We start from the raw sequence: 26,880 nt of genomic DNA, 5'->3' as shown, positions 1-26,880 counted from the left end.
GAAACGTACTTGCGGCTCATGCCGTTTCCTCGGGCCTAGTATGCACGGGCGTCACCTGCCGCAAGAACGAAAGGCCGCACCCGGCGTGGCCGCGATGGCACGGAGCCGCTCTGCCTCCCCGGTGTCGGGGCGGCGGAGCCAGTCGTGCCGTGGTGAACGGCGGTGTGCCTTTTTCGCCATCGCAGCGCGTCGCCGCTAGTTGGCCGGTCCGGTCCGAAGCGACTATGGTGCCGTCTGTTGTCGGACGGTGACAGGAGCGCGCGGTGCGGGCCAGCCAGGATCTCGGCCTCAAGGATCTCGCGAAGCTGGTCTGGCCCTATCTGTGGCCCAGGGGCGAGGTCGGGCTGCGCGCGCGCGTGCTGATAGCGCTCGTCTTCCTGATCGCGGCCAAGCTCGTCAACATCGCCGTGCCGTTCTTCCTGAAGGCCGTCGTCGACCAGGTGAGCCGGCCGGGGCTCGCGGCCGTGCCGGTGGCGGCCCTCGTGGCTTATGGTGCCGCCCGGCTCGGGGCCTCGGCCTTCACCGAGCTGCGCGACGCCGTGTTCGCGAAGGTGGGCGAGCGCGCGGGCCGAAGGCTCGCTCTCGCCGTCTACGAGCACTTGTTCGCGCTCTCCCTGCGCTACCATCTCCAGCGCCGCACGGGCGAGCTCAGCCGGGCGATCGAGCGCGGCGTGCACTCGGTGAGCTTCCTTCTCCAGACCGGCCTGTTCAGCCTCGGACCCACGATCCTCGAGTTCGTGCTGGTGCTCTCGATCCTGCTCTGGCGCTATCCGGCCTCGTTCGCCGTGATCACCTTCGCGACCGTGGGCGCCTATGCGGTCTTCACGATCCTCACCACGAACTGGCGCACGCGCTTTCGGCGCGAGATGAACCAGCGCGACAACGAGTTCAGCGCCGCGGCGGTGGACGGGCTCATCAACTACGAGGTCGTGAAGGCGTTCGCGAACGAGGCGCACGAGCGGGCCCGGCTCGACCGCTCGCTCGCGGCCTACGAGAAGGCGGCGGTCAAGTCGCAGACGACGCTCTCCTTCCTGAACGCCGGCCAGGCCGCGATCATCGCCGTGGGTGTCACCGCGATCATGATCTCGGCGGCGCGCCACGTCGTCGCCGGCAGCTTGAGCGTCGGCGACGTGGTGCTGGTCAACGCCTTTCTCCTCCAGCTCTACCAGCCTTTGAATTTCTTAGGCGTGGTCTATCGCGAGCTGCGCCAGTCCCTGACCGACCTCGAGAACATCCAGGGCCTCCTGAGCCTCCGGCCCGAGATCGAGGACGTACCGGGAGCACGGCCGCTCGTCGTCCGTGGCGGCACGGTCCGGTTCGAGAACGTCCATTTCGCCTACGACGAGCGCCGGCCGATCCTGAAAGGAGTCAGCTTCGAGATTCCGGCCGGGCACAAGGTGGCGGTGGTGGGCCCCTCGGGCTCGGGCAAGTCGACGCTGGTGCGGCTCCTGTTCCGCTTCTACGAGGTGACGGGCGGGTCGATCACCATCGACGGGCAGGACGTGCGCGCCGTGACCCAGCTCTCCTTGCGTCGGGCGATCGGCGTCGTGCCGCAGGACACCGTGCTGTTCAACGACACGGTCGCCGTGAACATCGCCTATGGCCGGCCGGGGGCGAGCCGGGAGGAGATCGAGGCGGCGGCGCGCACCGCCCAGATCCACGACTTCATCGCGAGCCTGCCCGAGGGCTACGACACCAGGGTCGGCGAGCGCGGCCTCAAGCTCTCGGGCGGGGAAAAGCAGCGGGTCGCGATCGCCCGTGTGATGCTGAAGAACCCGCCGGTACTCGTGCTCGACGAGGCGACCTCGGCCCTCGACACCCGCACCGAGCAGGCCCTGCAGGAAGCACTCGAGCGCGTCGCGGCCGGCCGGACCACGCTCGTGATAGCACACCGGCTCTCGACCGTGATCGACGCCGACGAGATCGTCGTGCTCGAGGATGGCCGGGTGGTCGAGCGCGGCACCCATGCCCAGCTCCTTGCCCGGCACGGGCTCTATGCCGAGATGTGGCGCCGGCAGCAGGAGGTGCGCGAGGAGGCGGAGCCGGGCGGCATGGTGCCGGCCTAAGGCCGGGTCTCGACGAGGAGCGCCGCCGCGAGGCAGCCGAAGCCCAGGGCGAACAGGGTGGCGTGCAGCGCGTGGCCGAGCTCCCACCGGTTGCGCCAGGCGGTCCAGTCGACGGGCAGGGTCGAAGGCGTCCAGACGCTGAGTGCCGTGTTCACCGGCGCCACGACGAGGCCCCATTCGATCAGGCCGGCCGTGACCAGGAGCGCCGCGGCGACCGTCCAGGCGAAGGCGAGCCGCCGCTCGCGGACGAGGATGACGGTGAGCCAGGTGAGGGCCACCGCGGTGACCTCGACCGCGGCCCCGATCGTGCCGAAGCCGACATAGAGGTTGTGCTGCACGGTGAGCCAGTCCGTGCCACCCAGGCGCAGCTTGCCCGGAATCTCGAGGACGTGGGCGAAGGCGAGGCCCAGCGTGAGCGCCACGGCGAGGAGGCTCAGGAAGCGGACAAGATGGAGGCGCATGGGCGAGTTCCCTCGTCAACCAAGGATTGTCGCTTGGCAACGCTCGACCGAGGGTGCTCGCGGCAGACCCCTATCAGAGGGGCTCGGCGCTCAGCCCACCCGCTCCCTGAACCGGTCCGCGGGGTACACCCCCAGGATCTCGACGCTGTGCGAGAAGAAACGCAGCTCCTCCATGGCGAGGCGCACGTTCTCGTGCTGCGGGTGGCCCATGATGTCGGCGTAGAACTCGGCCTGGGTGAAGGCGCCGTCCACGTAGCTCTCGAGCTTCACCATGTTCACCCCATTGGTGGCGAAGCCGCCCAGTGCCTTGTAGAGCGCCGCCGGGCGGTTCCGGACCCGGAAGGTGAAGGTGGTGATGACCGGCCCGCTGTGGGGATCGGGATAGCGCGGGTCGCGCGAGAGCACCAGAAAGCGGGTCGTGTTGTGCTCGGCGTCCTCGATGTCCGACTTCAGGATCACGAGGCCGTAGATCTCGGCCGCGAGCCTGGAGGCGATGGCGGCCCGGGTCGGATCGCCCGCACGCGCGATGTCGGCGGCGGCACCCGCCGTGTCGGCCACGACGTGCGCCCGGTAGCCGTGCCGCCGCAGGAAGTTGCGGCACTGGCCGATGGCGTGGACATGGCTCTCGACCACCTGGACGGTCTCGAGCGAAGCACCCGGCACGCCCAAGAGCTGGTGGTTCACCCGCACGAAATGCTCGCCCACGATGTGCAGACCGCCTTTGGGCAGGAGGTGGTGCACGTCGGCCACCCGGCCGGCGACGGTGTTGTCGACCGGGATCATGGCGTAGCGCGCCTGTCCCTCGCGCACGGCCGCGAACGCGTCCTCGAACGAGTGGCAGGGCAGGGGGAACAGCTCGGGAAAGGCCTGCCGGCAGGCCATGTGCGAGTAGGCGCCGGGCTGGCCCTGGAAGGCGATCGTCTGCTCGGGGTCGGTAGGGGCGGGGGTGATGCTCTCCTCGAGCGTGGTCATGCCCGGTTCTCCAGGATACGGCGTGCCTTCTCGAGGTCGGCCGGGATGTCGACCCCGAACGGCACGACGTCGACGATGCGCACGCCGATGCTGATCCCGTTCTCGAGCGCGCGGAGCTGCTCGAGGCGCTCGCGCTGCTCGAGCGGACTCGGCGGCAGGGCGGCGAAGCGCTCGAGAACGTCGCGCCGGAAGGCGTAGATGCCGATGTGATGCCAGATCGGCCCCGGTCCGGTGGGCGCGCTGGCGCGGGTGAAGTAGAGGGCGCGGCCGAGGAGCGGCCGGGCGGCGTCGAAGGCGATCACCGCCTTCACGACGTTGGGGTCCGCGATCTCGTGCGGGTCCTCGGTCGGGCTGGCGAGCGTGGCCATGTCGGTGCCGAGCACGTCCAGAGGCTCGAGCGCGTGGCGCAGCGCAGCAGGCTCGAGCGTGGGCAGATCGCCCTGGAGATTGACGACGCGCTCGAAACGGCGCTCGGGGTCGAGCGCCGCGAGGGCCGCGAAGATCCGGTCCGTGCCCGAGGGCAGGGCGGGGTCGGTGAGCACGGCCTCGCCGCCGGCAGCGCGCACCGCATCGGCGATGGCGGGCTCGGCGCAGGCGACCACGACCGGGCCAACCCTGGCCGCCATGGCACGACGCCAGACATGAATGATCATGGGCTCGCCCGCGATCGGCAGGAGCGGCTTCTGGGGCAGACGGGTCGAGGCCAAGCGTGCCGGGATCAGGACGATCGTGCGCGACGATTTGTCCGGGCCTTCGCCCGTGATCGGGGGAACCATGCAGGGCCTCGCACGGTAAGGGCGGGAACGAACGTCAGCCGCCTTGACGCAGGCGTGCGCCGTGGTCTACCGACCGAGCGCGCGGAGCGCAAGAGCGGCTCCGCGGGCGTTAAGGGTGGCAACCGACAAGGATCTCACGCCCCATGGCTGGCTCTCTCGAAGGCAACAAGATTTTTGCGGCCATCCTGACGGCCGGCATCATCGGCGTCGGCAGCGGGGTGCTCTCGGGCATCCTCTACCATCCGCACGAGCTCGAGGAGCCGGTCTACAAGGTGGAGGTCGCCGCTGCCGAGGGCGCCAAGGAGGGCGGTGGCGAGCAGGCGGCGGCCGAATCCAAACCGATCGGCGAGCTTCTGGCCTCCGCCAGCGTCGAGAAGGGCGAGGCCTACGCCAAGAAGTGCGCTGCCTGCCACAGCTTCGAGAAGGGCGGCCCGAACAAGGTGGGCCCGAACCTCTATGGTGTGGTCGGCCGGCCGATCGCTTCGCACGAGGGCTTCAGCTACTCCGAGGCGCTGTCGGGCAAGAAGGACCAGAAGTGGGACTACGACCACCTCAACGCCTTCCTGACCAATCCCAAGGCCTATGCACCCGGCACCAAGATGAGCTTCGCCGGCATTCCCAAGGATAGCGACCGGGCGGATGTGATCGCTTATCTGCGCACGCTGGCCGACAACCCGGAGCCGCTGCCCGGTAGCTGAGCGCGCGCACGCTTTCGCCGATCCTCACTTGGGGGCTGGGCCGATGAGTGGCGTCTCCTATCGCGAGTTCGAGGCGCTGGCGCATCGGCTGGCCGATCGCGCCGGCGAGATCCAGCGGCGCTATTTCCGCACGCCGGTATCGGTCGAGACCAAGGCCGACGCGAGCCCGGTCACGATTGCCGACCGCGAGGCCGAGGCGGCGATGCGCGAGCTGATTCTGGCCGCCTATCCCGATCACGGCATCCTGGGCGAGGAGCACGGCTCCGAAGCGCTCGATGCCGAGTTCGTCTGGGTGCTGGATCCGATCGACGGCACGAAATCGTTCATCACCGGCCGGCCACTGTTCGGCACGCTGATCGCGCTGGCGCACCAGGGCCGTCCGGTCGTGGGCCTGATCGACCAGACCATTCTGCGCGAGCGCTGGATCGGCAGCCTCGGCGCCGCTTCGGCCTGGAACGGCCGGCCGATCCGCACCCGCCCCTGCCCGCGGCTCGAGGATGCGGTTCTGTTCACGACCAGCCCGCTCCTGTTCGAGCCGGGGGCCGAGCGTGCGGCCTATACCCGTGTCGAGGCGCGCGTGCGCCTGCCGATGTTCGGCGGCGACTGCTATGCCTACGGCCTCCTCGCCGCCGGCTTCGCCGACCTCGTGATCGAGGCGGGCCTCGCCCCTTACGACTTCATGGCGCTCGCCCCCGTGGTCGAAGGGGCCGGCGGGCGGATCACCGACTGGCAGGGACAGCCGCTCCACCTCGGTTCCTCGGGCCAGGTGCTCGCCGCCGGCGATGCCCGTACCCACGCCGCCGCCACCACCCTTCTGAGCGACGACGGAGCGTTCTGAGCCCGGCTCAGAGCAGGAAGTCGCTCGCCGCGGGCTTCGTGTCCTCGGCGAAGCGCAGCACGATCTCGTGGTTGCCGCTGCCGTCGTCGAAGGTGACGACGATGACGGCCTCGCGGCCGATCGTCGACCTGTGCCAGCCGACCTCGCCCGTGGCCGGATTTTCGTCCCGACCCACGAACCGGAAGCCGGCATCGCCGGGTGCCGCGCCGTTGGCGTCGATCCGCGAGAGGTCGATCGTGTCCTCCTCGCCGAAGAACAGGATCTGGTCCGCGTTCTTGCCGATGCCTGTGTCCTCGGCCCGGAAGACGAAGCGCTCGATCGTGCCGGTGTTGCCCTGGAGAAGATCCCTGCCGGTGCCGCCGTCGAGCTCGGTCACCTGCGTGGCCGTGGCGTCGCTCACGACCAGCAAGTCGTTGCCGGCGCCGCCCGAGAGCAGGCCGGAGAGCGAGCGGTCCACGGACAGGGTGTCGTCGCCGTTGCCGCCGTAGCCTTCGGCACGACCTTGCGGTGCCCAGACCGTCACGTTGTCGTTACCGTCGTCGCCATAGGCCTTGGCCACACCGTCGCCGCCGGTGACGCCGATGATGTCGCTGCCGGCGCCGCCCCAGGCGAAGGCGTCGTGATGCGAGCGCGAGACGATACTGTCGTCGCCACTGCCGCCGTAGGCCGTCGAGCGGTGGAGTGCATCCGATTCGATCTCGTCGTTGCCGGCACCGCCGTCGATCCAGCTCTCCCTGTCGGTGAGCGTGCCGTCGAGCCATTGCGTGAAGCTGTTCTCGTCGTTGGAGAACAGCCGGTCGTCGCCCGCTCCACCATGGATCCTGTCGGAGCCACCCATGCCATAGATGACGTCGTCCCCGGCATTCCCGCAGAAGAAATCGTCGCCGCCTTTGAGGCGGATCGTCTTCGTTGTCACCTGCGTTTCCTTCGTCCCGCGTCCGACCTTTGCATCGGATTATCCATTCAACTGCCAAGAAGGCAAAAGGTTCCTTTTCTATCCGTTCAAGTATCGCTTTTTCAGCTTAAAGCTTCATATTTCATTCTATTTCAAGCATTTACGCGTTGGGATGACGCACCGGAGCGGGATATCGTCCGGCTTTCGTCGCATGACACCCATCGCAGGACGGCGTGCCGGGCACGGCGGCGGCTCCAGGCGCTATCCAAGCCGCACGGCGACGATTAGAGTCCCCCGCAAGGACGTTTGCCTGAGAAGGAGGCGAGCTCGGATGCGGATGATCGGGCGGCGGATCGCGGCGGCTTTCCTGGCGCTCTTTCTGCTCGCCGGCATCGGCCCGACCAGGGCCGGGGCGGCGTCGGCAGAAGGAATCGCCATGCACGGTGAGCCGAAATACGGCCCGGGCTTCTCCCATTTCGACTACGTCAACCCCGATGCCCCCAAGGGCGGCACCCTCGCCATGGCGGCGATCGGCACCTTCGACAACCTCAACCCCTTCATCGTGAAAGGGGCCGCGGCCGCCGGGATCGGCCTTCTCTACGAAACGCTGACCACGACCGCCCTCGACGAACCCTTCACCGAGTACGGCCTCCTTGCCGCCAAGATCGAGGTCCCGGACGATCGCTCCTACGTCGCTTACGAGCTCCGGCCCGAGGCGCGCTGGCACGACGGCAGGCCGGTGACGGTCGAGGACGTGATCTTCAGCTTCGAGACCTTGAAGGCGAAGGGCCTGCCATTCTACCGTGCCTACTACGCCAACGTCGCCAAGGTGATACAGGACGGTGGGCGGCGGGTGAAGTTCGTCTTCGACGGCACGCCCAACCGCGAGCTGCCGCTGATCGTGGGCCAGATGCCGATCCTGCCCAAGCACTACTGGGAAGGCCGGGCGTTCGACCAGACCACGCTCGAGCCGCCGCTCGGCAGTGGCCCCTACAAGATCAAGAGTGTGGATGCCGGCCGCTCGATCGTCTACGAGCGGGTGAAGGACTATTGGGGAGCGGACATCCCGGTCAATCGCGGCCGCAACAATGTCGACATCATCCGCTACGATTACTACCGCGATCCGAACGTGGCGCTCGAAGCCTTCAAGGCCGGCCAGTTCGATCTTCGGCTCGAGAGCAGCTCGCGTTTCTGGGCCACGGGCTACGACAGCCCGGCCCTCCAGAAAGGGCTGATCGTCAAGGAGGAGATCCCGACCGAAGGCGGCACCGGCATGCAGGCCTTCGTCTTCAACATCCGCCGCGACAAGTTCAAGGACCCGCGCGTGCGCGAGGCCTTGGGCTATGCCTTCGACTTCGAGTGGACCAACAAGACCCTGTTCTACGGCCAGTATACGCGCACCAAGAGCTACTTCGCCAACTCCGAGCTCGCCGCGCAAGGACTTCCCGGACCGGACGAGCTGAAGCTTCTCGAGCCCTATCGCGACCGGCTGCCCAGGGAGGTGTTCGAGAAGGAATACGAGCCGCCCGTGACCGACGGCTCCGGCAACAATCGCGACAATCTCCGCGAGGCCGTGCGGCTCCTGAAGGAGGCCGGCTACGAGGTGAGGAACGGCAAGCTCACCGACACCAAGACCGGTGAACCGCTCGCGTTCGAGATCCTGCTCGATCAGGGCGGACTGTTCGAGCGCATCGTGGGGCCGTTCGCGAAGAACCTGGAGCGGCTCGGCATCGGGGTCTCGCTGCGCACCGTGGACGATGCCCAGTACGAGAACCGGCTCCAGAACTTCGACTACGACATGGTGATCGCGACCTTCGGGCAGAGCCTCTCGCCCGGCAACGAGCAGCGTGACTTCTGGGGCAGCGAGGCCGCCGACCAGCCCGGCAGCCGCAACCTGATCGGCATCAAGGACCCGGTGGTCGACGCCTTGATCCAGAAGATCGTCTCGGCCGGCACGCGCGAAGAGCTCGTAGCCGCCTGCAGAGCACTCGACCGGGTGCTGCTCTGGAACCACTACGTGATCCCGCAATGGCACAACCGGGTGACGCGGGTCGCCTACTGGAAGAAGATCGCGCACCCCGCGACCATGCCGCGCTACGGCATCGATCTCTTCGCCTGGTGGGTCAACCAGACCGAAGCGGCCCAGGTCGAGGCGGAGAAGAAGGGCATCCAGGCCAACCCGAACTGAGCCGCGTCCGGTGCTCGCCTACATTCTCCGCCGCCTGCTGCTCGTGGTGCCCACGCTCTTCGGCATCATGGTGATCAACTTCGCCATCATCCAGGCCGTGCCGGGCGGCCCGGTCCAGCGGATGATCGCCGAGCTCACCGGGCGGGGGGTGGGGGCTACGGCCCGCATCACCGGCGGCGGTGGCGGTGAGACGGCGGGAGGCCCCGCCCGCGCGGCCGACCAGTCGGGCGTGCAGGGACGCTATCGCGGCGCCCAGGGGCTCGATCCCGCCTTCATCAAGGAGCTCGAGCGGCTCTACGGCTTCGACAAGCCGGCCTGGCAGCGCTTTCTCATGATGATGGGGAACTATCTTCGCTTCGATTTCGGCGAGAGCTATTTCCGCAGCAAGTCCGTGATCGGCCTCATCGTCGAGAAGATGCCGGTCTCGATCTCTCTCGGGCTTTGGACCACGCTCCTTACCTATCTCGTCTCGATCCCGCTCGGGATCAGGAAGGCCGTGCGCGATGGGACGCCGTTCGACGTCTGGACGAGCGGCGTCGTCATCGTCGGCTACGCTATCCCGTCCTTCCTGTTCGCGATCCTTTTGATCGTGCTGTTCGCGGGCGGCAGCTATTTCCAGATCTTCCCCTTGCGCGGGCTGGTTTCGGACGATTTCTGGTCCTTGCCCTGGTACGCGAAGATCCTGGACTATCTCTGGCACATGGTGCTGCCGGTGACGGCGATGCTCGTGGGCTCGTTCGCGACGCTCACCATGCTGACCAAGAACAGCTTCCTCGAGGAGATCAACAAGCAGTACGTGCTGACGGCACGCGCGAAGGGCCTGGGCGAGCGCGAGGTGCTCTACCGGCACGTGTTCAGGAACGCCATGCTGATCGTGATCGCGGGCTTTCCCGCTGCCTTCATCAGCGCCTTCTTCACGGGCTCGCTCCTGGTCGAGATCATCTTCTCGCTCGATGGCATCGGACTCCTCGGCTACGAGGCGGCGCTCAATCGCGACTATCCCCTGATGTTCGGCACGCTCTACATCTTCGTCCTGTTCGGGCTGGTCATGAAGATCGTCTCCGATCTCACCTATGTCTTGGTCGATCCCAGGATCGACTTTGCAGCCAGGGCGGCCTGAGCCCATGGATGCGCCTGCTTTGGCTGCTCCCCGTCCGCAGCAGCGCTTGTTCGGCTTTCCGCTCTCGCCTCTGGGAGCCCGGCGCCTCGCCAACTTCAAGGCCAACCGCCGCGGCTACGTCTCGTTCGTCCTGTTCCTGATCCTGTTCGGGATCTCGCTGTTCGCGGAAGTGATCGCGAACGACCGGCCGCTCGTCGTCCGCTACGACGGCCATTATTACTTCCCCGTTCTCAAAGCCTATCCCGAGACCACCTTCGGCGGTTTCTTCGAGACCGAAGCCGATTACAGCGACCCTGCCGTGCAGGACATGATCGAGGAGAAGGGCTGGATCGTCTGGCCGCCCATCCCCTACCGCTACGACACGGTGGTGCGCAACCTGCCGGGGCCGGCACCGTCGCCGCCCACCCGGCAGAACTGGCTCGGCACCGACGATCAGGCGCGCGACGTGCTGGCGCGGGTGATCTACGGCTTTCGCATCTCGGTGCTGTTCGGCCTCCTGCTCACGGCCATAAGCTCGGTGATCGGCGTGGCCGCCGGGGCGGTGCAGGGCTATTTCGGCGGCTGGGTCGATCTGGGGATGCAGCGCTTCATCGAGATCTGGAGCAACCTGCCGGTCATGTATCTTTTGATCATCCTCTCGAGCTTCATCGTGCCGGGCTTCTGGACGCTTTTGATCCTGATGCTGCTCACCTCCTGGATGAGTCTCGTGGATGTGGTCCGGGCCGAGTTCTTACGCGCGCGCAACTTCGACTTCGTCCGTGCGGCGCGAGCCTTGGGTGCCGGCAACGGCACCATCATGTTCCGGCACATCCTGCCCAACGCCATGGTCTCGACCTTGACCTTCATGCCGTTCATCCTGAACGGCTCGATCGTGACCCTGACCTCGCTCGATTTCCTGGGCTTCGGCCTGCCGCCGGGCTCGCCTTCGCTGGGCGAGCTCGCATCGCAAGGCAAGAACAACCTCCAGGCTCCCTGGCTCGGCATCACGAGCTTCGTCGTGATCGGGCTCATGCTCTCGCTCCTCGTCTTCGCCGGCGAGGCCGTGCGCGACGCGTTCGACCCCCGCAAGACCTTCCGCTGAGACGGGAAAGAAGCATGGCACTGCTCGAGGTCGAGGATCTGTGGGTGAGCTTCGCGGCCGAGGGTGGTGTGGTCGAGGCCGTGCGCGGCGCCTCCTTCACGCTGGAGCGTGGCGAGACGCTCGCCATCGTCGGCGAGAGCGGCTCCGGCAAGTCGGTGACCGCGCTCTCGATCCTCCAGCTCCTGCCCTATCCCAAGGCCTGGCATCCCAGGGGCAGCATCCGCTTCGATGGCCGGGAGCTGATGGGCCGGGACGACCGGGAGCTTCGCGCCATCCGCGGCCGGCGCATCGGCATGATCTTCCAGGAGCCGATGACCTCCTTGAACCCGCTCCATACCGTCGAACGGCAGATCGGCGAGGTGCTGCTCGTCCATCGCGGCATGGGCCGGGCGGAAGCGCGCGCCCGCGCCCTGGAGCTCCTGCGCCTCGTCCAGATTCCGGATCCGGAGAGCCGGCTCGGCGCCTATCCGCACCAGCTCTCGGGCGGGCAGCGCCAGCGGGTGATGATCGCAATGGCACTCGCCAACGAGCCCGACATCCTGATCGCCGACGAGCCGACGACCGCACTCGACGTCACCATCCAGGCACAGATCCTGAAGCTTCTGAAGGACCTCCAGGCCCGGCTCGGCATGGCGATCCTCCTCATCACGCATGATCTCACCATCGTCCGCCGCTTCGCCGACAAGGTCGCCGTGATGACCGAGGGGCGCCTCGTGGAGCAGGGGCCGGTGGCGCGGATCTTCGAGCGGCCGCAGCATCCCTACACCAGGCATCTGCTCGCGGCCGAGCCCAAGGGCGAGCCGCAGCCGGCGAACCCTGCCGCCCCTGTGGTCATGGCGGCACGGGATCTGAAGGTGCATTTCCCGATCCAGCGCGGCCTCTTGAAGCGCACCGTCGGCTGGGTCAAGGCCGTGGACGGGATCTCGCTCGACGTCCGGGCCGGGCAGACCGTGGGTGTGGTGGGCGAGAGCGGCTCCGGCAAGACCACGCTGGGCCTCGCTCTTCTCCGCCTCCTGCCGAGCCGGGGCGAGATCCGCTTCGAGGGCCGGCCGATCCAGGGCCTGGGCTGGAAGGAACTCCGTCCCTTGCGCCGCGAGATGCAGGTCGTGTTCCAGGATCCCTACGGCAGCCTCTCCCCACGCCTCTCGGTCGGCCAGATCGTGGCCGAAGGTCTCGAGCTGCACCGTATTGGCAAGAACGCCGCCGAGAGGCGCCGGCTGGTCGCGGCGATCCTCGAGGAGGTCGGGCTCGACCCTGCCATTCAGGACCGCTACCCGCACGAGTTCTCGGGGGGACAGCGCCAGCGCATCTCGATCGCCCGCGCCATGGTGCTGCACCCGCGCCTCGTCGTCCTCGACGAGCCGACCTCGGCCCTCGACATGTCGGTCCAGGCGCAGATCGTCGATCTTTTGCGCGACCTCCAGCGCCGCCACGGCCTCGCCTATCTCTTCATCAGCCACGATCTGCGCGTGATCCGCGCCATGAGCCATGAGGTGATCGTGATGCGGGCGGGCGAGGTGGTGGAGCGCGGGCCGACCGAGGCGATCTTCGAGCGGCCACGCCATCCCTATACCCAGGCGCTGATGGCGGCGGCGCTCCGGATCGAGGCGGTCGAGAGCGAGCTGGTGGCGGGGTGAGGGGCAGCCTGCTCGTCGTCTGCACTCATGGCGATATAGGCTCGCCACCGCGGTGGGTGGGTGCAGGGTAGATGAGTTAATTTCGTATGCTGTCCCCGAAATGGACAGACCAATCTCCTATCTGTCGTGACTCACCGGAAGGGTTCGCTCCACTTTCAAGCCCGGTGGCGGAGCGCCTCGACCAGCAAGGCGAAAGCTGGCGTGGGTTGCCGGCGGCTGGGGTAGTAGAGGTGATAGCCCGGGAAGGGTGGACACCAGTCGGCGAGCACCCGGACGAGCCGCCCCTCGGCGAGGTGCGCCTGCACCTGGTCCTCGGGCAGGTAGGCGAGACCTAGCCCGGCCAGGGCCGCGTTCAGCCTGAGCGCGGTATTGTTGAACACGAGCTGTCCTTCGACGCGCACCCGTAGCTGGCGCCCGTCCTTCTCGAACTCCCAGGCATAGAGCCCGCCATAGGTCGGCAGCCGGATATTGATGCAGTCGTGCGCGGTCAGGTCCTGCGGCGTGCGTGGTGGCGGCCGCTGCGCGAAGTAGGAAGGTGCGCCGACCACCGCCATGCGCATGTCCGGCCCGATGCGCACGGCGATCATGTCCTTCGCCACCTGCTCGCCGAGGCGCACCCCGGCATCGAAGCGCCCGGCGACGATGTCGGTCAGGCCGTTGTCGACGGCGATCTCCACCTTGATCTCCGGGTAGTCCGGCAGAAGCTTTTCCAGAGCGGGCCATAGGATCGTGTCGGCCGCGTGCTCGCCGGCCGTGATCCGGATCGTGCCGGTGGGCTTGTCGCGCAGCGCGCTCAGCGCGACGAGCTCGGCCTCGATCTCCTCGAACCGAGGTCCCACGGTACGGAGCAGGCGTTCGCCCGCCTCGGTCGGCGCGACGCTGCGCGTGGTGCGGGTTAGGAGCCGGAGCCCGAGCCGTGCCTCGAGCCCGCGGATGGCGTGACTCAGCGCCGACTGCGACACGCCGAGCTGGGCGGCGGCCCGGGTGAAGCTGTGTTCCCGTGCCACGGCGAGGAAAGCGAGAAGGTCGTTGAGGTTTTCTCGCGGCATTCATGAATCCGGCTCATAGGCTCATGCGCACCTTACGGCCTAATCGCCCTGCGCCGCATCTCCTAACTGTCCGCCTGCCACAGCGTCGTCCTGCGCAGGGCGACCTGGAACCCCGATTCTCGGAGGAGGAAGCCCATGGAGATCAAGCGGGCCGGCTCCCGGCCTTCGGGCAAGGGACCGGCGGAGTGGTTCACCGGCGCCGTGCGCATCGATCCGCTGTTCGAGGCGCCCGACCCGGGCCGCGTGACGGGTGCCAGCGTCACCTTCGAGCCAGGTGCCCGCACGGCATGGCATACCCATCCGCTCGGCCAGACCCTGATCGTCACCGCCGGGTGTGGCTGGGTGCAGCGGGAGGACGGGCCGGTCGAGGAGATCCGGCCGGGTGACGTGGTCTGGATTCCGCCCGGCGAGAAGCACTGGCACGGGGCCACGGCGACCACGGCCATGACGCATATCGCCATCCAGGAGAAGCAGGACGGCAAGGCCGTCGACTGGCTGGAGCACGTCAGCGACGAGCAGTACCGGGCCTGACTGCCTGCTGACGGCACAAGGAAGAAAAGCGATGCAGAAGCGCAAGCTTGGACGCAGCGATCTGGAGGTCTCGGCCATCGGTCTCGGCTGCATGGGCCTCAGCTTCGGCTACGGCCCGGCCGTCGACAGGCAGCAGGGTATCGCGCTGATCCGCGCGGCCTTCGAGCGCGGCGTCACCTTCTTCGACACCGCCGAGGCCTATGGTCCGTTCACCAACGAGGAGCTCGTGGGCGAAGCCGTGGCGCCGTTCCGCGATCAGGTCGTGATCGCCACCAAGTTCGGCTTCGAGAACGGCGACCCGACGGCGGGCCTGGACAGCCGGCCGGAGCGCATCCGCGAGGTCGCAGAAGCCTCGCTCGAGCGGCTCGGGACCGACCGTATCGACCTCTTCTACCAGCACCGCGTCGACCCGGACGTGCCGATCGAGGACGTGGCCGGTACGGTGAAGGAGCTGATCCGGGAGGGCAAGGTCGGGCATTTCGGCCTGTCGGAAGCCGGCGTGCAGACGATCCGCCGCGCCCACGCGGTCCAGCCGGTCGCGGCGCTCCAGAGCGAGTATTCGCTGTGGTGGCGGGAGCCCGAGAAGGAGGTGCTGCCGACGTGCGAGGAGCTCGGGATCGGCTTCGTTCCCTTCAGCCCGCTCGGCAAGGGCTTCCTCACGGGTGCCATCGACGAGAACACGACGTTCGACAAGACCGACTTCCGCAACATCGTTCCCCGCTTCACGCCGGAGGCCCGCAAGGCGAACCGGGCTCTGGTCGATCTGCTCGGCGAGATCGCGCGGCAAAAGCAGGCGACGCCGGCGCAGATCGCCCTCGCCTGGCTCCTGGCGCAAAGGTCCTGGATCGTGCCGATCCCCGGCACCACGAAGCTGCATCGCCTCGAGGAGAACATCGGCGCGGCCGCGATCGAGCTGACGCCCGACGATCTTAGCGACATCGGTGACGCTCTCGCCCACATCCAGGTGCAAGGGGACCGTTACCCCCCGCAGCTACAGGCGAGAGTCGGGCGCTGAGCGGACGGCCGGACGCCGGGGAGACCAGCCTCAGCCACCCTGTCGCGCCTGCGCGAGCGCCTGGCGGTACTTCTCGGCGTCCCAGCTCAGAAGCTCCGCCTCGTCCTCGGCCGTGAGGTAGCGAAGCTTCGCGTCGGCCGGCACGCGCTCCATGACGAGGGCGAGGCACAAGGCCAGCTCGTCGGCGCTGGGCGTGGTGTCGGTCGGCACCAGGACACCCGCACCGGGCAGGATGAAGAGCTTGCTGGCCCGCTGCGCCGCCGCAGCGACGGCGACACGGCCGGCCTCGCCGGTGTCGGGCAGGAGCACGGCACCAGGGCCGAGGAAGATCACGTGGTCGGGGTAGAGCGAGCCCCGGCTGCACCATGCCGCCCAGCGCTCGTTCATCGCGAGCCCGTGCGCCCGCTCGTGCCGGACCGGGCGTAAGTTCAGCCCTGCGGCGGCTGCGGCAAGAGCGGTCAGGTCGCCGGCAGCGGCTGGCTCGGCCGGGGCGTCGAGGCGGCGCTCGACTTCCTCGAGGAGAGATTCCGCCTCACCGAGGCTATCGCCGCCCACGACGAGGCCGTGATTGCCCAGGATCAGGACGTCGGCGGGCCGCTGCCGCAAGGCTTCGGCGGTGCGCCGGGTAAGGGGCAGGCCGGGCTTGCAGTAGGGGATGAACGCCCAGCGCAGGCCATGGAGGCGGCTCGCCACCAGGGCTTCGGCATCCTCGCGGATCGCGAGTGCTATCGTGCGGACGGAATGGGTGTGGACGACGACACGGTGCGGCAGGAGCGCGTGCAGCGTGGTCTCGATCGAAGGGCGCAGGCCCATAGGATTGGCCTCGCCAACGACGGCAGCACTCACCGGGTCGGCGAGGTCGCGGGCGATGCCGCCCAGGATCCGATCGAGCCGCACCGGGACGAAGATGTCGCGTGTTTCGGCATCGGCGAGCCAGAAGCCCGAGGCCTTGACCCAGAGGATGCCTTCGGCCTTGAGCGAGGTGTTGCCGCCGGCGGCCTGAACCTGCGCAGGCTCGCGGCCGATCGCGGCCGAGAAGCGCTCGAGAGCCTCGAGGTCGGTCGGGCGCATGGTGCTCAGCCCTGTCTCGCGGAAGAGGGACGGAACGCCCGGAGCAGCCAGTGCGGCCGGAAGGGTTGGCCCTGGCACAAGGCAGCGAGCCGGGCATCGAGATCCGCTGCCGACACCGCGCCGGCGAAGTGCGCGGCGTGCACGCCGCCCAGGACCAGGGCACCGTCGATGCCGAAGGGGGCGGCACCCGCGATGTCGTGGTCGAGGGAATCGCCCACGGCGACGAGACGGTCGGGCGGCAGCTCCAGGATCGCGAGCGCCATGCGGTAGACGGCGGGCCAGGGCTTGCCGACGTAGCGCACGTCGCCGCCGGCTGCGGCGTAGCGGGCGGCGAAGGCGCCGGGACCGTCGACGCGGCGCTCGCCCTCGAGGCTCACCACGTCGGGGTTGGCACACACCAGCGGCAGGCCGCGGGCAAGTGCTCGCTCGAGCTGCCGCCGGCAGCGCTCGCGCGCAGCCTCGTCGGGGTCGAGGCCGGAGAGAAGGACGAAGTCGGCTTCGTCGGCGTCGGGGGCAAGGCGGTAGTCGAGCCCTTCCAGGGCCGAGAGGTCGCGGCCGCGGCTGAAGTAGAGGCAGCGCCGGCCGAGGTCGGCGAAGGTCTCGTCGGTGCGCTGCATCAGCCCCCACCAGGCCGCCTCGCCCGAGCTGACGAGGGCGGTGTAGAGCTCGGGCTCGAGGCCGAGGCGGGCGAGCCGGTCGCGGTTCACGGCGGCGCGCCGGCCGGAGTTGGAGAGGATGAGGACGCGCTTGCGGCGCTCGCGCAGGAGGACCAGGGCCTCGCGGGCGCCCGGCAGGACCTGCACGCCGTCGTAGAGCACCCCGAACTGGTCGACGAGAAAGCCGTCGTAACGGTCGAGCAGAGGCTCGATGCTCTCCAGGACCTCAGCCATGGCGATGGCCTTGGCGGGCGAGAAGCGCCGTGCCGTAGGCGGCCTCGAGGCTCGTTGGAGCCGGCATCGGCACGCCGAGGAGGCGGGCGCGGATCGCGGTCCAGCCGGGATTGGCGGCACCGCCGCCGACGGTCCGGACCGAGCGCAGAGGCGGGCCGCCGAGCTCGCGGAGCAGGGCGTAGGCGCGCGCCTCGACCTCGGCGATGCCTTCGAGGAGGCCCTGGAACAGGCGGAGATCGTCGTCGGGCAGCGGCTCCGGCATGAAGGTCATGGCAGGGTCGGCGACCGGAAAGCGCTCGCCTCTCCCCGGCAGCGGGTGCCAATGGAAGCCGGTGGGCCGGTCGGGCGCGAGCTGCGGGGTCAGCGCGGCCATGCGCTCGGCGGTGAGGAAGCGCAAGAGCGCGTTGCCGCCGCTGTTGGAAGCGCCGCCGACGAGCCAGCGATCACCCAGGCGGTGGCTGTAGACGCCGTGAGCAGGGGAAAACACGGGATTATCGGAGAGGAGCTTCAGCGTCAGCGTCGAGCCGAGTGCCGTGACACCATCGCCGATCCGGCCGGCGCCGGTGGCGAGGAAAGAGGCGCAGCCGTCGGTGGTGCCGGCGACGATCAGGCAGTCCGGGGCCAGGGCGAAGCGCTCGGCGATCGCCGGTGCCGCGGGCCCCAGCGGCGTGCCGGGGGGCGCCACCTCCGGCAGCAACTCGCGGCGGACACCGAGCGCATCCAGCCAGTCGGGCCAGCGGCGTGCGACGGGGTCGTAGCCGAGCTTCAGGGCGTTGTTCTCGTCGCTCACACCCCAGCGGCCCGTGAGCCGGCCGACGATCCAGTCGGCCTGATGCAGCGCGAAGCGGGCCTCGGGGTGGAGCGGCTGCTGGAGGAGGAGGCGGGCCAGTGGCGAGGTGGCGCCATGGGCACCGCTCTCGGGCGGGGCCACCGCCTCGATGCGTGGGGCCAGGTGCGCGGCGCTGGCGTCGTTGTACATGCGGGCAGGCGCCAGCGGGCGGCCATCCGCGTCGGCCAGAAGCAGCGTGCCGGAGGTGCCGTCCACGGCGAGGCTGCGGATGCGACCGCGACCGGCTTCTGCCGATACGGCGTCCAGCACGGCCGCGACCGCCTGCCACCAGACCGCAGGATCCTGCGTGATCCCGCCGCCCTCGCTCGCAGGGGCCGGCATGGGCCGGCTGGCCTGGGCACGGATGGCGCCCGTATCGTCGATGGCGATGCCGCGGACACCCGAGGTGCCGACGTCGATTCCGAGGTGGAGCGGCTCGGTTGCGGCCATGGGATCGTCCCTCTCAGGCCGTGCGGCGGGCCGGGGCCTTCGCCTGCTGTGCTTCGAGCCAGGCGGCGAACGCGGCTCTCTCCTCCGCCGTCAGGTGCAGCCCGTGCTTGGTGCGGCGCTCGAGGATGTCCTCGGCGGTCTCGGCCCATTCCTCGGCCATGAGCCAATGTGCCTCGCGTTCGTAGAGCGTGCCGCCGAAATGCCGGCCGAGGTCGGTAAGGCGGCGCGCGTCAGCGAGGAGGGCTTCGGCGCGCGTGCCGTAGAGCCGGCCGTAATGGCGGGCGAGAGCTGCTGGCAGCCAGGGATGGGCGGCGTGGAACCGCTTCAGCCAGCCCTCGAAGTCGGCATTCTCGATGTCGCCGCCCGGCATCGCGGCATCCGCCGTCCAGGCCCGGCCCATGCCGGGGAAGAACGGGGCGAGCTTGTCGAGCGCGTGCTCGGCGAGCTTGCGATAGGTCGTGATTTTGCCACCGAAGACCGAGAGAATCGGAGCCTGGCCGGTTTCGGGCGCTCTCGGCTCGACGTCGAAGACATAGTCGCGGGTGACGGCCGAGGGGTTCTCGGCCGCATCGTCGTAGAGTGGGCGGACTCCGCTGAAGACGTGGACGATATCCGCGCGGCCGGGCGGCCGCTCGAAGTAGCGGGCGAGGACGTCCAGGAGATAGGCGATCTCCTTCTCCTCCATCAGGGCGTCCTCGGGCCGGCCCTCGACCGGGATGTCGGTCGTGCCGATCAAGGCCAGATCGCCCTCGTAGGGGTTCACGAAGATCACACGCTTGTCGGTGTTCTGGAGGAGATAAGCGTGGCTGCCTTCCCAGAATTTCCGGGTGACGAGATGGCTCCCCTTGACCAGGCGGATGCGGCGGGTGCTCCTCGCCCCCTCGACCCGGCCCAGCACCTCCTCGACCCAGGGGCCGGCGGCGTTCACGACGGCGCGGGCACGGACGTGGCGGCGACGGCCGTCGCGCCGGTCCTCGAGCTCGACCTGCCACAGGTTCCCATCGCGCCGGGCGCCGACGGCGGCGGTGCGGGTCAGGATCTCGGCCCCGCGCGCTTTCGCATCGAGCGCGTTCAGGACCACGAGCCGCGCATCGTCGACCCAGCAGTCGGAATACTCGAACGCCTTGTGGTATTGCGGCTTGAGCGGCTTGCCTTCGGGCTCGCGCCCGAGGTCGATGGTACGGGTCGGTGGCAGGAGCTGCCGGCCACCCAGATGGTCGTAGAGGAAGAGGCCGAGCCGCACGAGCCAGGCCGGGCGCATCTCCGGCACGTGCGGCAGGACGAAGCGCATGGGCCAGATGATGTGCGGGGCGGCGCGGAGCAGGACCTCGCGCTCGATCAGGGCCTCGCGCACGAGGCGGAACTCGTAATATTCGAGGTAGCGCAGGCCGCCGTGGACGAGCTTGCCGCTGCGCGAGGAGGTGCCCTGCGCGAGATCGTCCTTCTCGCACAAGAGGACGCGAAGACCGCGGCCGGCGGCATCCCGGGCGATGCCGGCGCCATTGGCGCCGCCGCCGATCACGACGAGGTCGAACTGGTCCATGCGGGGCTCCGCTGGGCTGCCGTCAGCAGGGATTGAGCGGCGGCTCGCCTGAAAGCCAGCGCCGCACCTCCTCGGCCGCCATGCGCGCGGCGATGCGGACGGTGGTGGTGGATGCGCCGGCGATGTGAGGGGTAAGCGTCACGTTGTCGAGCTTCAGTAGCGGCGCATCGGGTGGCGGCGGCTCCTGCCAGAAGGTCTCGAGCATGGCGCCGCGGACGTGCCGGCTCTTCAGGGCCTCGTAGAGGTCCTGGTAGTTCACCATCGGCCCGCGTGCGGTGTTGATGAAATAGGCCCCCCGCTTCATGCGGGCGAACTGCGGGGCGGCGAGGAAGCCCTTGGTCTCCTCGGTGACGCGCGCATGGAGGCTCACGACGTCGGAGCGGGCGAGGAGCGTGTCGAGGTCGGTCATCACCACACCATCGGCGGCGTCGGCGGGATCGAGCTCCTTGTAGGGGTCGTTGACCAGAATGCGGCAGCCGAAGGGTTTCAGGAGCTTCACGACGCGCGTGCCGATATGGCCGTAGCCGATCAGGCCCACGGTGAGCTCGGAAAGCTCGGTGCCGGTGAGATCCGCCCGGTAGAGATCGCCGCGCCAGATACCCTGGCGCAGCGCCTCGTGGCCGGCGCGGATCAGCCGGGTCTCGGCCAGGATGGCGCCGATCGTGAACTCGGCCACGGCCGAGGCGTTGCGGCCGGGCGTGTTGACGACGAGAACGCCGCGCTCTCTTGCGGCATTCATGTCGATGTTGACCGGGCCGCCGCGGCTCACCGCGATCAGCTTCAGCCTCGGCAGCCGGTCCAGCATCGGCCCGGTGACGGGGGCGAGATGGTTCACGAGCACCTCCGCGTCGCCGATGAACTCGGCGATGGCGTCGGGCTCGCCCATGTACTCCTTGAGGCCCTCGAGGCCGGGGGCCGGGGGCCTGCCGTCCGTACCGACATAGCCGTGGTGCATGGGCTCGTCGGGCCAGGGCAGTTCCAGGGTCCGCACGCGCCAGTCCGCATCCAGCACGGGCTCGAGGGCAGCCGTGAAGGCGTCCGGCAGCATGAAGCGGTCGCCGATGATCGCGATCTCGCGCTGGCTCATCGCGCATCTCCGTTCTTCAGGCTCGCGAGCTCGGCCCAGAGCGGGGGCATGGCCGTGCGCGTCGCGACGTAGAGGGGGAAGAGACGATCGTAGAGGCGGGCGAGTTCGGGCTCGGGCCGGACGAGATCGCCCAGAAGCGGTGTCACCCAGCGGGAAGCTGCCGCCGCCATGTCGGGGAACACGCCCACCGCCACGGCCGCCATCATGGCGGCACCGGCGGCACCGGCCTCCTGACGGTGGCTCTCGCGTAGCGGCGCACCGAGGACGCTCGCGAGGATGGTCTTCAGCGCCTTCGAGCGCGCGGCACCGCCGGCGACCCGGACCTCCTCCGGAACGTGACCCATGGCGCTGTAGCAATCGCGCGCCGCGAAGGCCAGGCCCTCGTAGACCGAGCGGACGAGGTCGGTGAAGCCGACGCGGGTCGAGAGCCCGGTGAAGCTCGCGCGCGCGGCGGCGTCGAGGAAGGGGCCGCGCTCGCCGGCTTCGTGGATATAGGGATGATAGAGGGTGGCGGCGGGCTTCGCGTCCAGGACGCGCGCATCGAGGGTGGCGAGCGCGGCGCGCCGGTCGACCTCCTGGCCGAGCAGGCCCGCTGCCTGGCGTGCCAGATCGACGACCCAGTCGATGTTGAGCGTGGCCGCCATGTTGGAGTGCATCTGCGCCACGCTGCCGGGGACGGGAAACTGCATGGTGTAGCCGGCGGGCTCGCGACCGAGCCGGACCTCGGCCACATCGGGCAGGAAGCGCATGTGCATGCCGGTGGAACCGACGATCGAGCAGCCGATGGCGCGGCCGGGCTCGTAGATGCCGCCCCCCAGGGCGGTGCAGACCACGTCGACGAAGCCCAAGGCGACGGGCAGGCCTGCGGGCAGGCCGGTCGCGGCCGAGGCTGCAGCGCTCAAGGGGTGCGTGGTGCGCGTCCCGTCGATGGGCTCGGGCAGCAGCCGGCGCTCGGCCTCGAGGCCCATGGCGGTCAGGATCTCGGGCGCATAAGTGCGGGTGCGGAAGTCGCCGAAGGTGAAGATGGCTTCCGAGACGTCGGTGACGCGTTGCCCCGTGAGCTTGAAATAGAGCCAGTCCTTGCAGTGGCAGGCGGTGGCGCTGCGGGCGAGAACGTGCGGAGCGTGGCGCTTCAGCCAGAGGAGCTGGGCCGACTGGTTGCAGGCGTTCATCCCGCAGCCCGTGTGCCGGTAGGCCAGCGCACGCACGCCGTTCCGATCCAGCTCGCGCACGATGCCGGCGGCACGCGAGTCGAGCCACAGCCACGCCGGGGCGGTGGGCTCGCCGGCCTCGTCGTAGAGCCAGGTGCCGTCGCCCTGGCCGGTGACGGCAAGGGCTGCTGCCCGCTCGCGCAAGCCCGGCACGGCCTCGGCGAGCTCGCGCAAGACGGCCACCGTGTCGGCCCAAGTGCGGGCCATGTCCTGCTCGACCCCGCCGCCCGGCAGTTCCTCGTAGCGGTTGGGCCGGCCGACCGCGGCGAGCTCGTTGCCGTCGAGGTCGAAGGCCACGACCTTCGTGACCGACGTGCCCGCGTCGATGCCGACGATGACGTCCTTCCGGCTCATGCCGCGGCGGCCTCCCGCGTATCGAGGCCGTGGACCAGGGCGTTGCCGCTCTCGGCATCGAACACGTGCATGGCGGCGAGCGGCAGCCCGACCGGGACCTGCTCGCCGATGGCGCTGCGGACATGGCCGTGCGCCACCACGACGAGGAAGCAGCCGGCGAGATCGAGGGCGAGGTGGGTCTGATCGCCCAGCCATTGGTTCGAGACCACGGTAGCGGCGAGCCCGCGCGGGTCGCCGACGCGCACCCGGTGCGGCCGGATACCGAGCTTGAGCCCACCCTGCCGGGCATGGGCGGCGAGGCGGGCGGTCATGGGTGCGGCGAGCGCCACGTGGAAGGCGGGCCTGCCGTCGAGGCCGAGCACGGCGAGGCCGCCGTCGGCGGGGCGCACGTCGAGGATGTTCATGGGCGGCTCGCCGATGAAGCTCGCGACGAACAGGTTGGCGGGCTCCTCCTTCAGCGCCTGCGGGGTCGCGAACTGCTGCAAGACACCCTGCTCCATCACCGCGATCCGATCGGCGAGCGCGATGGCCTCGGTCTGATCGTGGGTGACGAACACGGTCGTCAGTTTGTGCTCGATCAGGTAGTCCTTGATGCGCGCGCGCAGGATGGCGCGGAGCTGCGGCTCGAGCTGCGACATGGGCTCGTCGAGCAGCGAGACCGGGGCGCGGCGGATGAGGGCGCGGGCGAGGCTCGTGCGCTGCTGCTGGCCGGCCGAGATCGTGGGCGGGTAACGGTCCAGAATGTCCTCGATCTCGAGGAGCCGTGCGATCTCGCCGACACGGGCCGCGATCTCGGCCCGTGGCCGCCGCTCGCGCAGAAGCGCGAAGCCGATATTGTCGCGGATGGTGAGCGGCGGGTAGAGGGCGTAACCCTCGAACGCCATGGCGACCCCGCGATCCTTGGGCAGAAGCATGTGCACGGGCCGCTCGCCGATGCGAATACTGCCCGAGGTGACCCCCTCGAAGCCCGCGATCATCCGAAGCGTGCTGGTCTTGCCGCAGCCCGAGGAGCCGAGGAGGCCCACGATCTCGCCGTCGTTCACCGTGAGATTCAACCGGTCGACGGCGAGCACGGCGGGCTTGCCGCGCGCGGGATAGGTCTTCGTCACCTGGTCGAGGACGAGGCTCGCCATGCCCGTCTCTCCTCAAGCAGCCACGGGCAGGAGCCGGGCTCCGCTCGCGGGATCGAACATCAGGAAGCGGTCCGGGGTCACGCGCGCCCAGACCGAACGATGGCCGCGGCCGAAGCGGGGCGCTTCGTCCTCGGCGACGGTCGCAAGGAGCTCCTTGCCGTCGCGGGTGCGAAGGTAGAGCACGGCGCGGACGTTGAGCGGGGTCACGGCGTCGAGCTCGACCGGCACCGCACCCGGCACGGGCTCGAGCGTCACCTCGACGTCCTCGGCGCGCACGCCCAGGAGCACGTCGCGCCCGGCGAGGCCGCCCGCAGCCGCTTCGAGCGGCAGCCGGTCGCCGAAGAGCTCGACGATCGTACCGCCGCCCATGGCCTGCGGCCGACAGGGATAGAGGTTGATGGTGGGATCGCCGAACAGGCGCGCGATCTCGACATTGGCGGGCCGGTCGTAGATCGCGGGCGGCACCGCCACCTGCTCGAACCGGCCGCCCCTGAGCACGGCGATCCGCTGGCCCAGCGCCATCGCCTCCTTGTAGTCCTGCGTGACGTAGATCACGGCCGAACCGAAGCTGCCCAAAAGGCGCGGCAGCTCGAGCCGCATCTCGTAGCGCAGCTTGGCGTCGACGTTGCGCAAAGGGTCGTCGAGGAGGAGCACACCGGGTCCGCGCACGAGCGCGCGCGCCAGGGCCGTGCGCTGCTTCTGGCCGTTCGAGAGTTCGCGCGGCCGGTGCCCGAGCACGTGGCCGATCCGCAGGAGGGCCGCGATCGACCCGACGCGCTCCTTGATCTCGGCCTCGGCGAGGCCGTGAGCGCGCAAAGGGCTCGCGATGTTCTCGAACGCCGTAAGGTGCGGGTAGAGGGCGAAGTTCTGGAACGCCATGCCGACGTCGCGCTCCTCGGGCCCGAGATTCAGGACCGAGGCGCCGTCGATGCGGATGTCGCCGGCATCGGGGCTGCTGGTGCCCGAGATCAGGCGGAGCAGCACGGTCTTGCCGCCGCCCGAGGGGCCGCAGACCACGACCGTCTCGCCGGCCGCGACCTCGAGCGAGACGTCGTCGAGGACGACCGTGTCGCGGTAGCGCTTGCGGAGGCGATCGAGAGCGAGGCGGGGGGTGGTCATGGCGGTCATCCCTTCACCGCACCTAAGGACAGACCCTCGACCAGGTAGCGCTGGGCGTAGAGGGCGAGGAGCAGGGTCGGTGTCACGGAGAGGATCACGGCGGCCGCGATCTGGCCGTACTGGATGCCCGAGGCGGTGACGAAGGCCAGCGCCCCCACCGTCACGGGCTGCTTGTCGGCCGAGGCCAGGATCAGGGCGAAGATGAAGTTGTTCCAGCAGAAGATGAAGGCGAGGAGCGCTGCCGCCGCGATGCCGGGCCGGGCCAAGGGCAATGCGATCCGGGTGAAGGTGCGCCACCAGCTATGGCCGTCGATCCGATAGGCATGCTCGATGTCGGGGCTGATGTCCTCGAAATAGCCGCGCACGATCCAAAGGATCAGCGGCAGCGAGATGAGCTGATAGACCCAGATCAGGCCCGTGTAGGTGTCGTTCAGGCCGAGGTCCTGGAAGTAGAGGCTGAGCGGCAGGAGCACCAGGAGCGGCGGGGCGAAGCGGAAGGAGAGCAGGGTGAAGGCGATGTTCTCGCCGAGCCGGAAGCGGAAGCGGGCGAAGGCGTAGGCCGCGGGCACGCCCAGAACCAGCGAGAGAGCCACCGAGACGGCGCTCAGGAGCACGCTGTTGCCGAGGTTGCGCATGAACGGAATCTCGAGCGTGCCGGCGGCGGTCTCGAGCTTGCCCGAGACCAGTGCCACGTAATTGCCGAGCGTGGGCTCGAAGAAGAGGGACGGCGGAATCCTCAGGATCTGCTCGTTCGTCTGGAACGACATCAAGAGGACCCAGAAGATCGGGAACAGGAAGAAGAGCGCCACCACGAGGAGGGCCAGGCCGCGCAGGATGCGGCTCAAGGGCGATTCGCGCATCATCTCAGGCGGCTCCATGGGCGCGCTCGCGCAGGCGCAGCCACTGCTTGATGAACTGGGTGGAGAGGACGTTGGCGATCAGCCAGAGCACCATCAGCATGGCGGCCGAGCGGCCGACGTTCATGTTCTGGAAGAACTCGAGGTAGGCCTGGACCTGGAAGACCATGAGCTTGTCGCCGGGGCCGCCCTGGGTCATGGCGTAGATGATGTCGAACTGCTGGATCGCATCGAGCATTCGGAACAAGGCGGCGGTGATGATGTAGGGGGTGAGCATCGGTAGGGTGATGCGGAAGAAGACGAAGCTCGGCGGCACCCCGTCGAGCTCGGCAGCCTCGAAGGGCTGGCGCGGCAGGCCGCGCAGGCCGGCGAGCAGCAGGATCATCATGAAGGGCGTGTAGACCCAGACGTCGACCAGGACGACGGTGAAGAGCGCGGTCGAAGGCGCCGAGGCCCAGCGGAAGTCGGTGACGCCCAGAAGACTCACGAGGTAGCTCAGGATCCCGAAGTCGGGATGGGTCATGAGCTTCCACATGAGGGCGGCGATGGCAGGTGCCACCATGAGCGGCAGCATCAGCGCGATGCTCAGCACGTTGTTGAGCCAGCTCGGACGGCGCAGGAGCATGGCGATGCCAAGCCCCAAGACCAGCTCCACGCCCACGGTGAGCACGGTGTAGAGCAGCGAGACCTGGACCGTGTTCCAGAACGCTGCGTCGAAGAGGAGATCCTGGTACTGCTCGAGCCAGATGAAGCCCCGCAGGAACGGCAGGTTCAGGTTGTAGCGCTGCAGCGAGTACCAGACCGCCGTGAAGAACGGGATCAGGATGCCGATGCAGACGACGAGCGCCGGCAGCGACAGGAGATAAGGCAGCACGGCGCGGCCGATGCGACGGCGGCGGGGCAGGGTGGTGGCGGTGAGGGTGGTGGTGGCCATGCCGTGATGTCCCATGACGCGAAGCCTGCCGACGGCCCGCCGCTCGAGGCAGCGGACGGGCCGCGGCGTCGGACG

Annotated in this window: 24 protein-coding genes; 9 read left to right on the top strand and 15 right to left on the bottom strand. The window is 69.0% G+C overall.

The annotated features are described in order from the left end of the window. The first annotated feature begins 263 nt into the window (after positions 1–263). Entirely contained in the window at positions 264–2,066 is a 1,803-nt protein-coding gene (locus tag U1T56_RS00505) for an ABCB family ABC transporter ATP-binding protein/permease (RefSeq protein ID WP_418157468.1), read from the top strand. Here U1T56_RS00505 and U1T56_RS00500 read toward each other — a convergent pair. From U1T56_RS00500 to U1T56_RS00490, 3 genes are all read right to left on the bottom strand, one after another. After that, positions 2,063–2,527 (bottom strand): hypothetical protein, encoded by a 465-nt coding sequence (locus U1T56_RS00500; protein ID WP_418157467.1) that lies wholly within the window; start codon positions 2,525–2,527, stop codon positions 2,063–2,065. The two genes, U1T56_RS00505 and U1T56_RS00500, sit on opposite strands and share 4 nt — an antisense overlap. A 90-nt stretch (positions 2,528–2,617) precedes the next feature. Next, entirely contained in the window at positions 2,618–3,499 is an 882-nt protein-coding gene (locus U1T56_RS00495) for a prephenate dehydratase (protein WP_418157466.1), read from the bottom strand. Beyond that, on the bottom strand, positions 3,496–4,275 hold the full coding sequence (locus tag U1T56_RS00490) for a 3-deoxy-manno-octulosonate cytidylyltransferase (RefSeq protein WP_418157465.1): 780 nt from the start codon (positions 4,273–4,275) through the stop codon (positions 3,496–3,498). The genes U1T56_RS00495 and U1T56_RS00490 overlap by 4 nt, the downstream gene beginning before the upstream one ends. A gap of 143 nt (positions 4,276–4,418) precedes the next feature. Between U1T56_RS00490 and U1T56_RS00485 the strand changes: the two genes are divergently transcribed. Both U1T56_RS00485 and hisN read left to right on the top strand, forming a co-directional pair. After that, positions 4,419–4,973: a c-type cytochrome gene (locus U1T56_RS00485; protein WP_418157464.1), complete on the top strand. Its 555-nt coding sequence runs from the start codon at positions 4,419–4,421 to the stop codon at positions 4,971–4,973. Between the two features lie 43 nt (positions 4,974–5,016). Beyond that, positions 5,017–5,811, top strand: a complete 795-nt coding sequence (gene hisN / locus U1T56_RS00480; protein WP_418157463.1) for a histidinol-phosphatase — start codon at positions 5,017–5,019, stop codon at positions 5,809–5,811. A 7-nt stretch (positions 5,812–5,818) separates the two neighbouring features. Here the strand turns inward: hisN and U1T56_RS00475 are convergent, their stop codons facing one another. Continuing rightward, a complete protein-coding gene (locus tag U1T56_RS00475) occupies positions 5,819–6,727 on the bottom strand; it encodes a calcium-binding protein (protein WP_418157462.1) in 909 nt (302 codons plus the stop codon). A gap of 310 nt (positions 6,728–7,037) precedes the next feature. Between U1T56_RS00475 and U1T56_RS00470 the strand changes: the two genes are divergently transcribed. The 4 genes from U1T56_RS00470 to U1T56_RS00455 are packed head-to-tail and all read left to right on the top strand — an operon-like array spanning position 7,038 to position 12,732. Next, on the top strand, positions 7,038–8,894 hold the full coding sequence (locus U1T56_RS00470) for an extracellular solute-binding protein (RefSeq protein ID WP_418157461.1): 1,857 nt from the start codon (positions 7,038–7,040) through the stop codon (positions 8,892–8,894). Positions 8,895–8,904: 10 nt separating this feature from the next. After that, a complete protein-coding gene (locus tag U1T56_RS00465) occupies positions 8,905–10,014 on the top strand; it encodes a microcin C ABC transporter permease YejB (RefSeq protein ID WP_418157460.1) in 1,110 nt (369 codons plus the stop codon). A gap of 4 nt (positions 10,015–10,018) precedes the next feature. Then, complete coding sequence (locus U1T56_RS00460) at positions 10,019–11,095, top strand: ABC transporter permease (RefSeq protein ID WP_418157459.1); 1,077 nt, start codon at positions 10,019–10,021, stop codon at positions 11,093–11,095. Between the two features lie 14 nt (positions 11,096–11,109). Then, on the top strand, positions 11,110–12,732 hold the full coding sequence (locus U1T56_RS00455; protein WP_418157458.1) for an ABC transporter ATP-binding protein: 1,623 nt from the start codon (positions 11,110–11,112) through the stop codon (positions 12,730–12,732). Between the two features lie 155 nt (positions 12,733–12,887). On the opposite strand, the gene U1T56_RS00450 is transcribed toward U1T56_RS00455, so the two are convergent. Further along, positions 12,888–13,781 carry a LysR family transcriptional regulator gene (locus U1T56_RS00450; RefSeq protein WP_418157457.1) on the bottom strand — a complete coding sequence of 298 codons (894 nt, stop codon included), beginning with the start codon at positions 13,779–13,781 and terminating at the stop codon, positions 12,888–12,890. A gap of 135 nt (positions 13,782–13,916) precedes the next feature. On the opposite strand from U1T56_RS00450, the gene U1T56_RS00445 reads away from it, so the two are divergent. Next, positions 13,917–14,312 (top strand): (R)-mandelonitrile lyase, encoded by a 396-nt coding sequence (locus tag U1T56_RS00445; RefSeq protein WP_418157456.1) that lies wholly within the window; start codon positions 13,917–13,919, stop codon positions 14,310–14,312. 31 nt (positions 14,313–14,343) lie between these two features. After that, on the top strand, positions 14,344–15,327 hold the full coding sequence (locus tag U1T56_RS00440; RefSeq protein ID WP_418157455.1) for an aldo/keto reductase: 984 nt from the start codon (positions 14,344–14,346) through the stop codon (positions 15,325–15,327). A gap of 30 nt (positions 15,328–15,357) precedes the next feature. Here U1T56_RS00440 and U1T56_RS00435 read toward each other — a convergent pair whose 3' ends face one another. The 10 genes from U1T56_RS00435 to U1T56_RS00390 are packed head-to-tail and all read right to left on the bottom strand — an operon-like array spanning position 15,358 to position 26,805. Beyond that, the gene (locus U1T56_RS00435) at positions 15,358–16,398 is read right to left on the bottom strand and encodes a class II aldolase/adducin family protein (protein ID WP_418157454.1); all 1,041 of its coding nucleotides are present in this window, start codon (positions 16,396–16,398) and stop codon (positions 15,358–15,360) included. A 5-nt stretch (positions 16,399–16,403) separates the two neighbouring features. After that, complete coding sequence (locus tag U1T56_RS00430; RefSeq protein WP_418157453.1) at positions 16,404–17,288, bottom strand: TIGR01459 family HAD-type hydrolase; 885 nt, start codon at positions 17,286–17,288, stop codon at positions 16,404–16,406. Continuing rightward, the gene (locus tag U1T56_RS00425; RefSeq protein ID WP_418157452.1) at positions 17,281–18,567 is read right to left on the bottom strand and encodes an FGGY-family carbohydrate kinase; all 1,287 of its coding nucleotides are present in this window, start codon (positions 18,565–18,567) and stop codon (positions 17,281–17,283) included. The genes U1T56_RS00430 and U1T56_RS00425 overlap by 8 nt, the downstream gene beginning before the upstream one ends. 13 nt (positions 18,568–18,580) lie before the next feature. Further along, complete coding sequence (locus tag U1T56_RS00420) at positions 18,581–20,110, bottom strand: glycerol-3-phosphate dehydrogenase (RefSeq protein ID WP_418157451.1); 1,530 nt, start codon at positions 20,108–20,110, stop codon at positions 18,581–18,583. 22 nt (positions 20,111–20,132) lie between these two features. Then, positions 20,133–21,197, bottom strand: coding sequence for a 2-hydroxyacid dehydrogenase (locus U1T56_RS00415; RefSeq protein ID WP_418157450.1), 1,065 nt, complete (start codon positions 21,195–21,197; stop codon positions 20,133–20,135). After that, positions 21,194–22,762, bottom strand: a complete 1,569-nt coding sequence (locus tag U1T56_RS00410; protein ID WP_418157449.1) for an FGGY family carbohydrate kinase — start codon at positions 22,760–22,762, stop codon at positions 21,194–21,196. Before U1T56_RS00410 ends, U1T56_RS00415 begins: the two co-directional genes overlap by 4 nt. Continuing rightward, a complete protein-coding gene (locus U1T56_RS00405; protein WP_418157448.1) occupies positions 22,759–23,895 on the bottom strand; it encodes an ABC transporter ATP-binding protein in 1,137 nt (378 codons plus the stop codon). The genes U1T56_RS00410 and U1T56_RS00405 overlap by 4 nt, the downstream gene beginning before the upstream one ends. 12 nt (positions 23,896–23,907) lie before the next feature. Then, complete coding sequence (locus U1T56_RS00400; RefSeq protein WP_418157447.1) at positions 23,908–25,014, bottom strand: ABC transporter ATP-binding protein; 1,107 nt, start codon at positions 25,012–25,014, stop codon at positions 23,908–23,910. A 5-nt stretch (positions 25,015–25,019) separates the two neighbouring features. Next, the gene (locus U1T56_RS00395) at positions 25,020–25,877 is read right to left on the bottom strand and encodes a carbohydrate ABC transporter permease (RefSeq protein WP_418157827.1); all 858 of its coding nucleotides are present in this window, start codon (positions 25,875–25,877) and stop codon (positions 25,020–25,022) included. 1 nt (position 25,878) lies between these two features. Further along, a complete protein-coding gene (locus U1T56_RS00390) occupies positions 25,879–26,805 on the bottom strand; it encodes a carbohydrate ABC transporter permease (RefSeq protein WP_418157446.1) in 927 nt (308 codons plus the stop codon). Positions 26,806–26,880 lie beyond the last annotated feature (75 nt).

Origin of the sequence: Benzoatithermus flavus, from assembly GCF_037908215.1 — a bacterium.
Lineage (GTDB): Bacteria > Pseudomonadota > Alphaproteobacteria > Geminicoccales > Geminicoccaceae > Benzoatithermus > Benzoatithermus flavus.
The sequence above is the reverse complement of the archived record's forward strand: the minus strand, read 5'-3'. Positions and strand labels throughout refer to the sequence as shown.

Bases quoted from the DNA above. Each gene is read 5' to 3' on its own strand.
- U1T56_RS00500 (WP_418157467.1), bottom strand. From the start codon at position 2,527: ATGCGCCTCCATCTTGTCCGCTTCCTGAGCCTCCTCGCCGTGGCGCTC.
- U1T56_RS00495 (WP_418157466.1), bottom strand. From the start codon at position 3,499: ATGACCACGCTCGAGGAGAGCATCACCCCCGCCCCTACCGACCCCGAG.
- U1T56_RS00490 (WP_418157465.1), bottom strand. From the start codon at position 4,275: ATGGTTCCCCCGATCACGGGCGAAGGCCCGGACAAATCGTCGCGCACG.
- U1T56_RS00485 (WP_418157464.1), top strand. From the start codon at position 4,419: ATGGCTGGCTCTCTCGAAGGCAACAAGATTTTTGCGGCCATCCTGACG.
- hisN (WP_418157463.1), top strand. From the start codon at position 5,017: ATGAGTGGCGTCTCCTATCGCGAGTTCGAGGCGCTGGCGCATCGGCTG.
- U1T56_RS00470 (WP_418157461.1), top strand. From the start codon at position 7,038: ATGCGGATGATCGGGCGGCGGATCGCGGCGGCTTTCCTGGCGCTCTTT.
- U1T56_RS00460 (WP_418157459.1), top strand. From the start codon at position 10,019: ATGGATGCGCCTGCTTTGGCTGCTCCCCGTCCGCAGCAGCGCTTGTTC.
- U1T56_RS00455 (WP_418157458.1), top strand. From the start codon at position 11,110: ATGGCACTGCTCGAGGTCGAGGATCTGTGGGTGAGCTTCGCGGCCGAG.
- U1T56_RS00450 (WP_418157457.1), bottom strand. From the start codon at position 13,781: ATGCCGCGAGAAAACCTCAACGACCTTCTCGCTTTCCTCGCCGTGGCA.
- U1T56_RS00445 (WP_418157456.1), top strand. From the start codon at position 13,917: ATGGAGATCAAGCGGGCCGGCTCCCGGCCTTCGGGCAAGGGACCGGCG.
- U1T56_RS00440 (WP_418157455.1), top strand. From the start codon at position 14,344: ATGCAGAAGCGCAAGCTTGGACGCAGCGATCTGGAGGTCTCGGCCATC.
- U1T56_RS00435 (WP_418157454.1), bottom strand. From the start codon at position 16,398: ATGCGCCCGACCGACCTCGAGGCTCTCGAGCGCTTCTCGGCCGCGATC.
- U1T56_RS00430 (WP_418157453.1), bottom strand. From the start codon at position 17,288: ATGGCTGAGGTCCTGGAGAGCATCGAGCCTCTGCTCGACCGTTACGAC.
- U1T56_RS00425 (WP_418157452.1), bottom strand. From the start codon at position 18,567: ATGGCCGCAACCGAGCCGCTCCACCTCGGAATCGACGTCGGCACCTCG.
- U1T56_RS00420 (WP_418157451.1), bottom strand. From the start codon at position 20,110: ATGGACCAGTTCGACCTCGTCGTGATCGGCGGCGGCGCCAATGGCGCC.
- U1T56_RS00415 (WP_418157450.1), bottom strand. From the start codon at position 21,197: ATGAGCCAGCGCGAGATCGCGATCATCGGCGACCGCTTCATGCTGCCG.
- U1T56_RS00410 (WP_418157449.1), bottom strand. From the start codon at position 22,762: ATGAGCCGGAAGGACGTCATCGTCGGCATCGACGCGGGCACGTCGGTC.
- U1T56_RS00405 (WP_418157448.1), bottom strand. From the start codon at position 23,895: ATGGCGAGCCTCGTCCTCGACCAGGTGACGAAGACCTATCCCGCGCGC.
- U1T56_RS00400 (WP_418157447.1), bottom strand. From the start codon at position 25,014: ATGACCACCCCCCGCCTCGCTCTCGATCGCCTCCGCAAGCGCTACCGC.
- U1T56_RS00395 (WP_418157827.1), bottom strand. From the start codon at position 25,877: ATGATGCGCGAATCGCCCTTGAGCCGCATCCTGCGCGGCCTGGCCCTC.
- U1T56_RS00390 (WP_418157446.1), bottom strand. From the start codon at position 26,805: ATGGCCACCACCACCCTCACCGCCACCACCCTGCCCCGCCGCCGTCGC.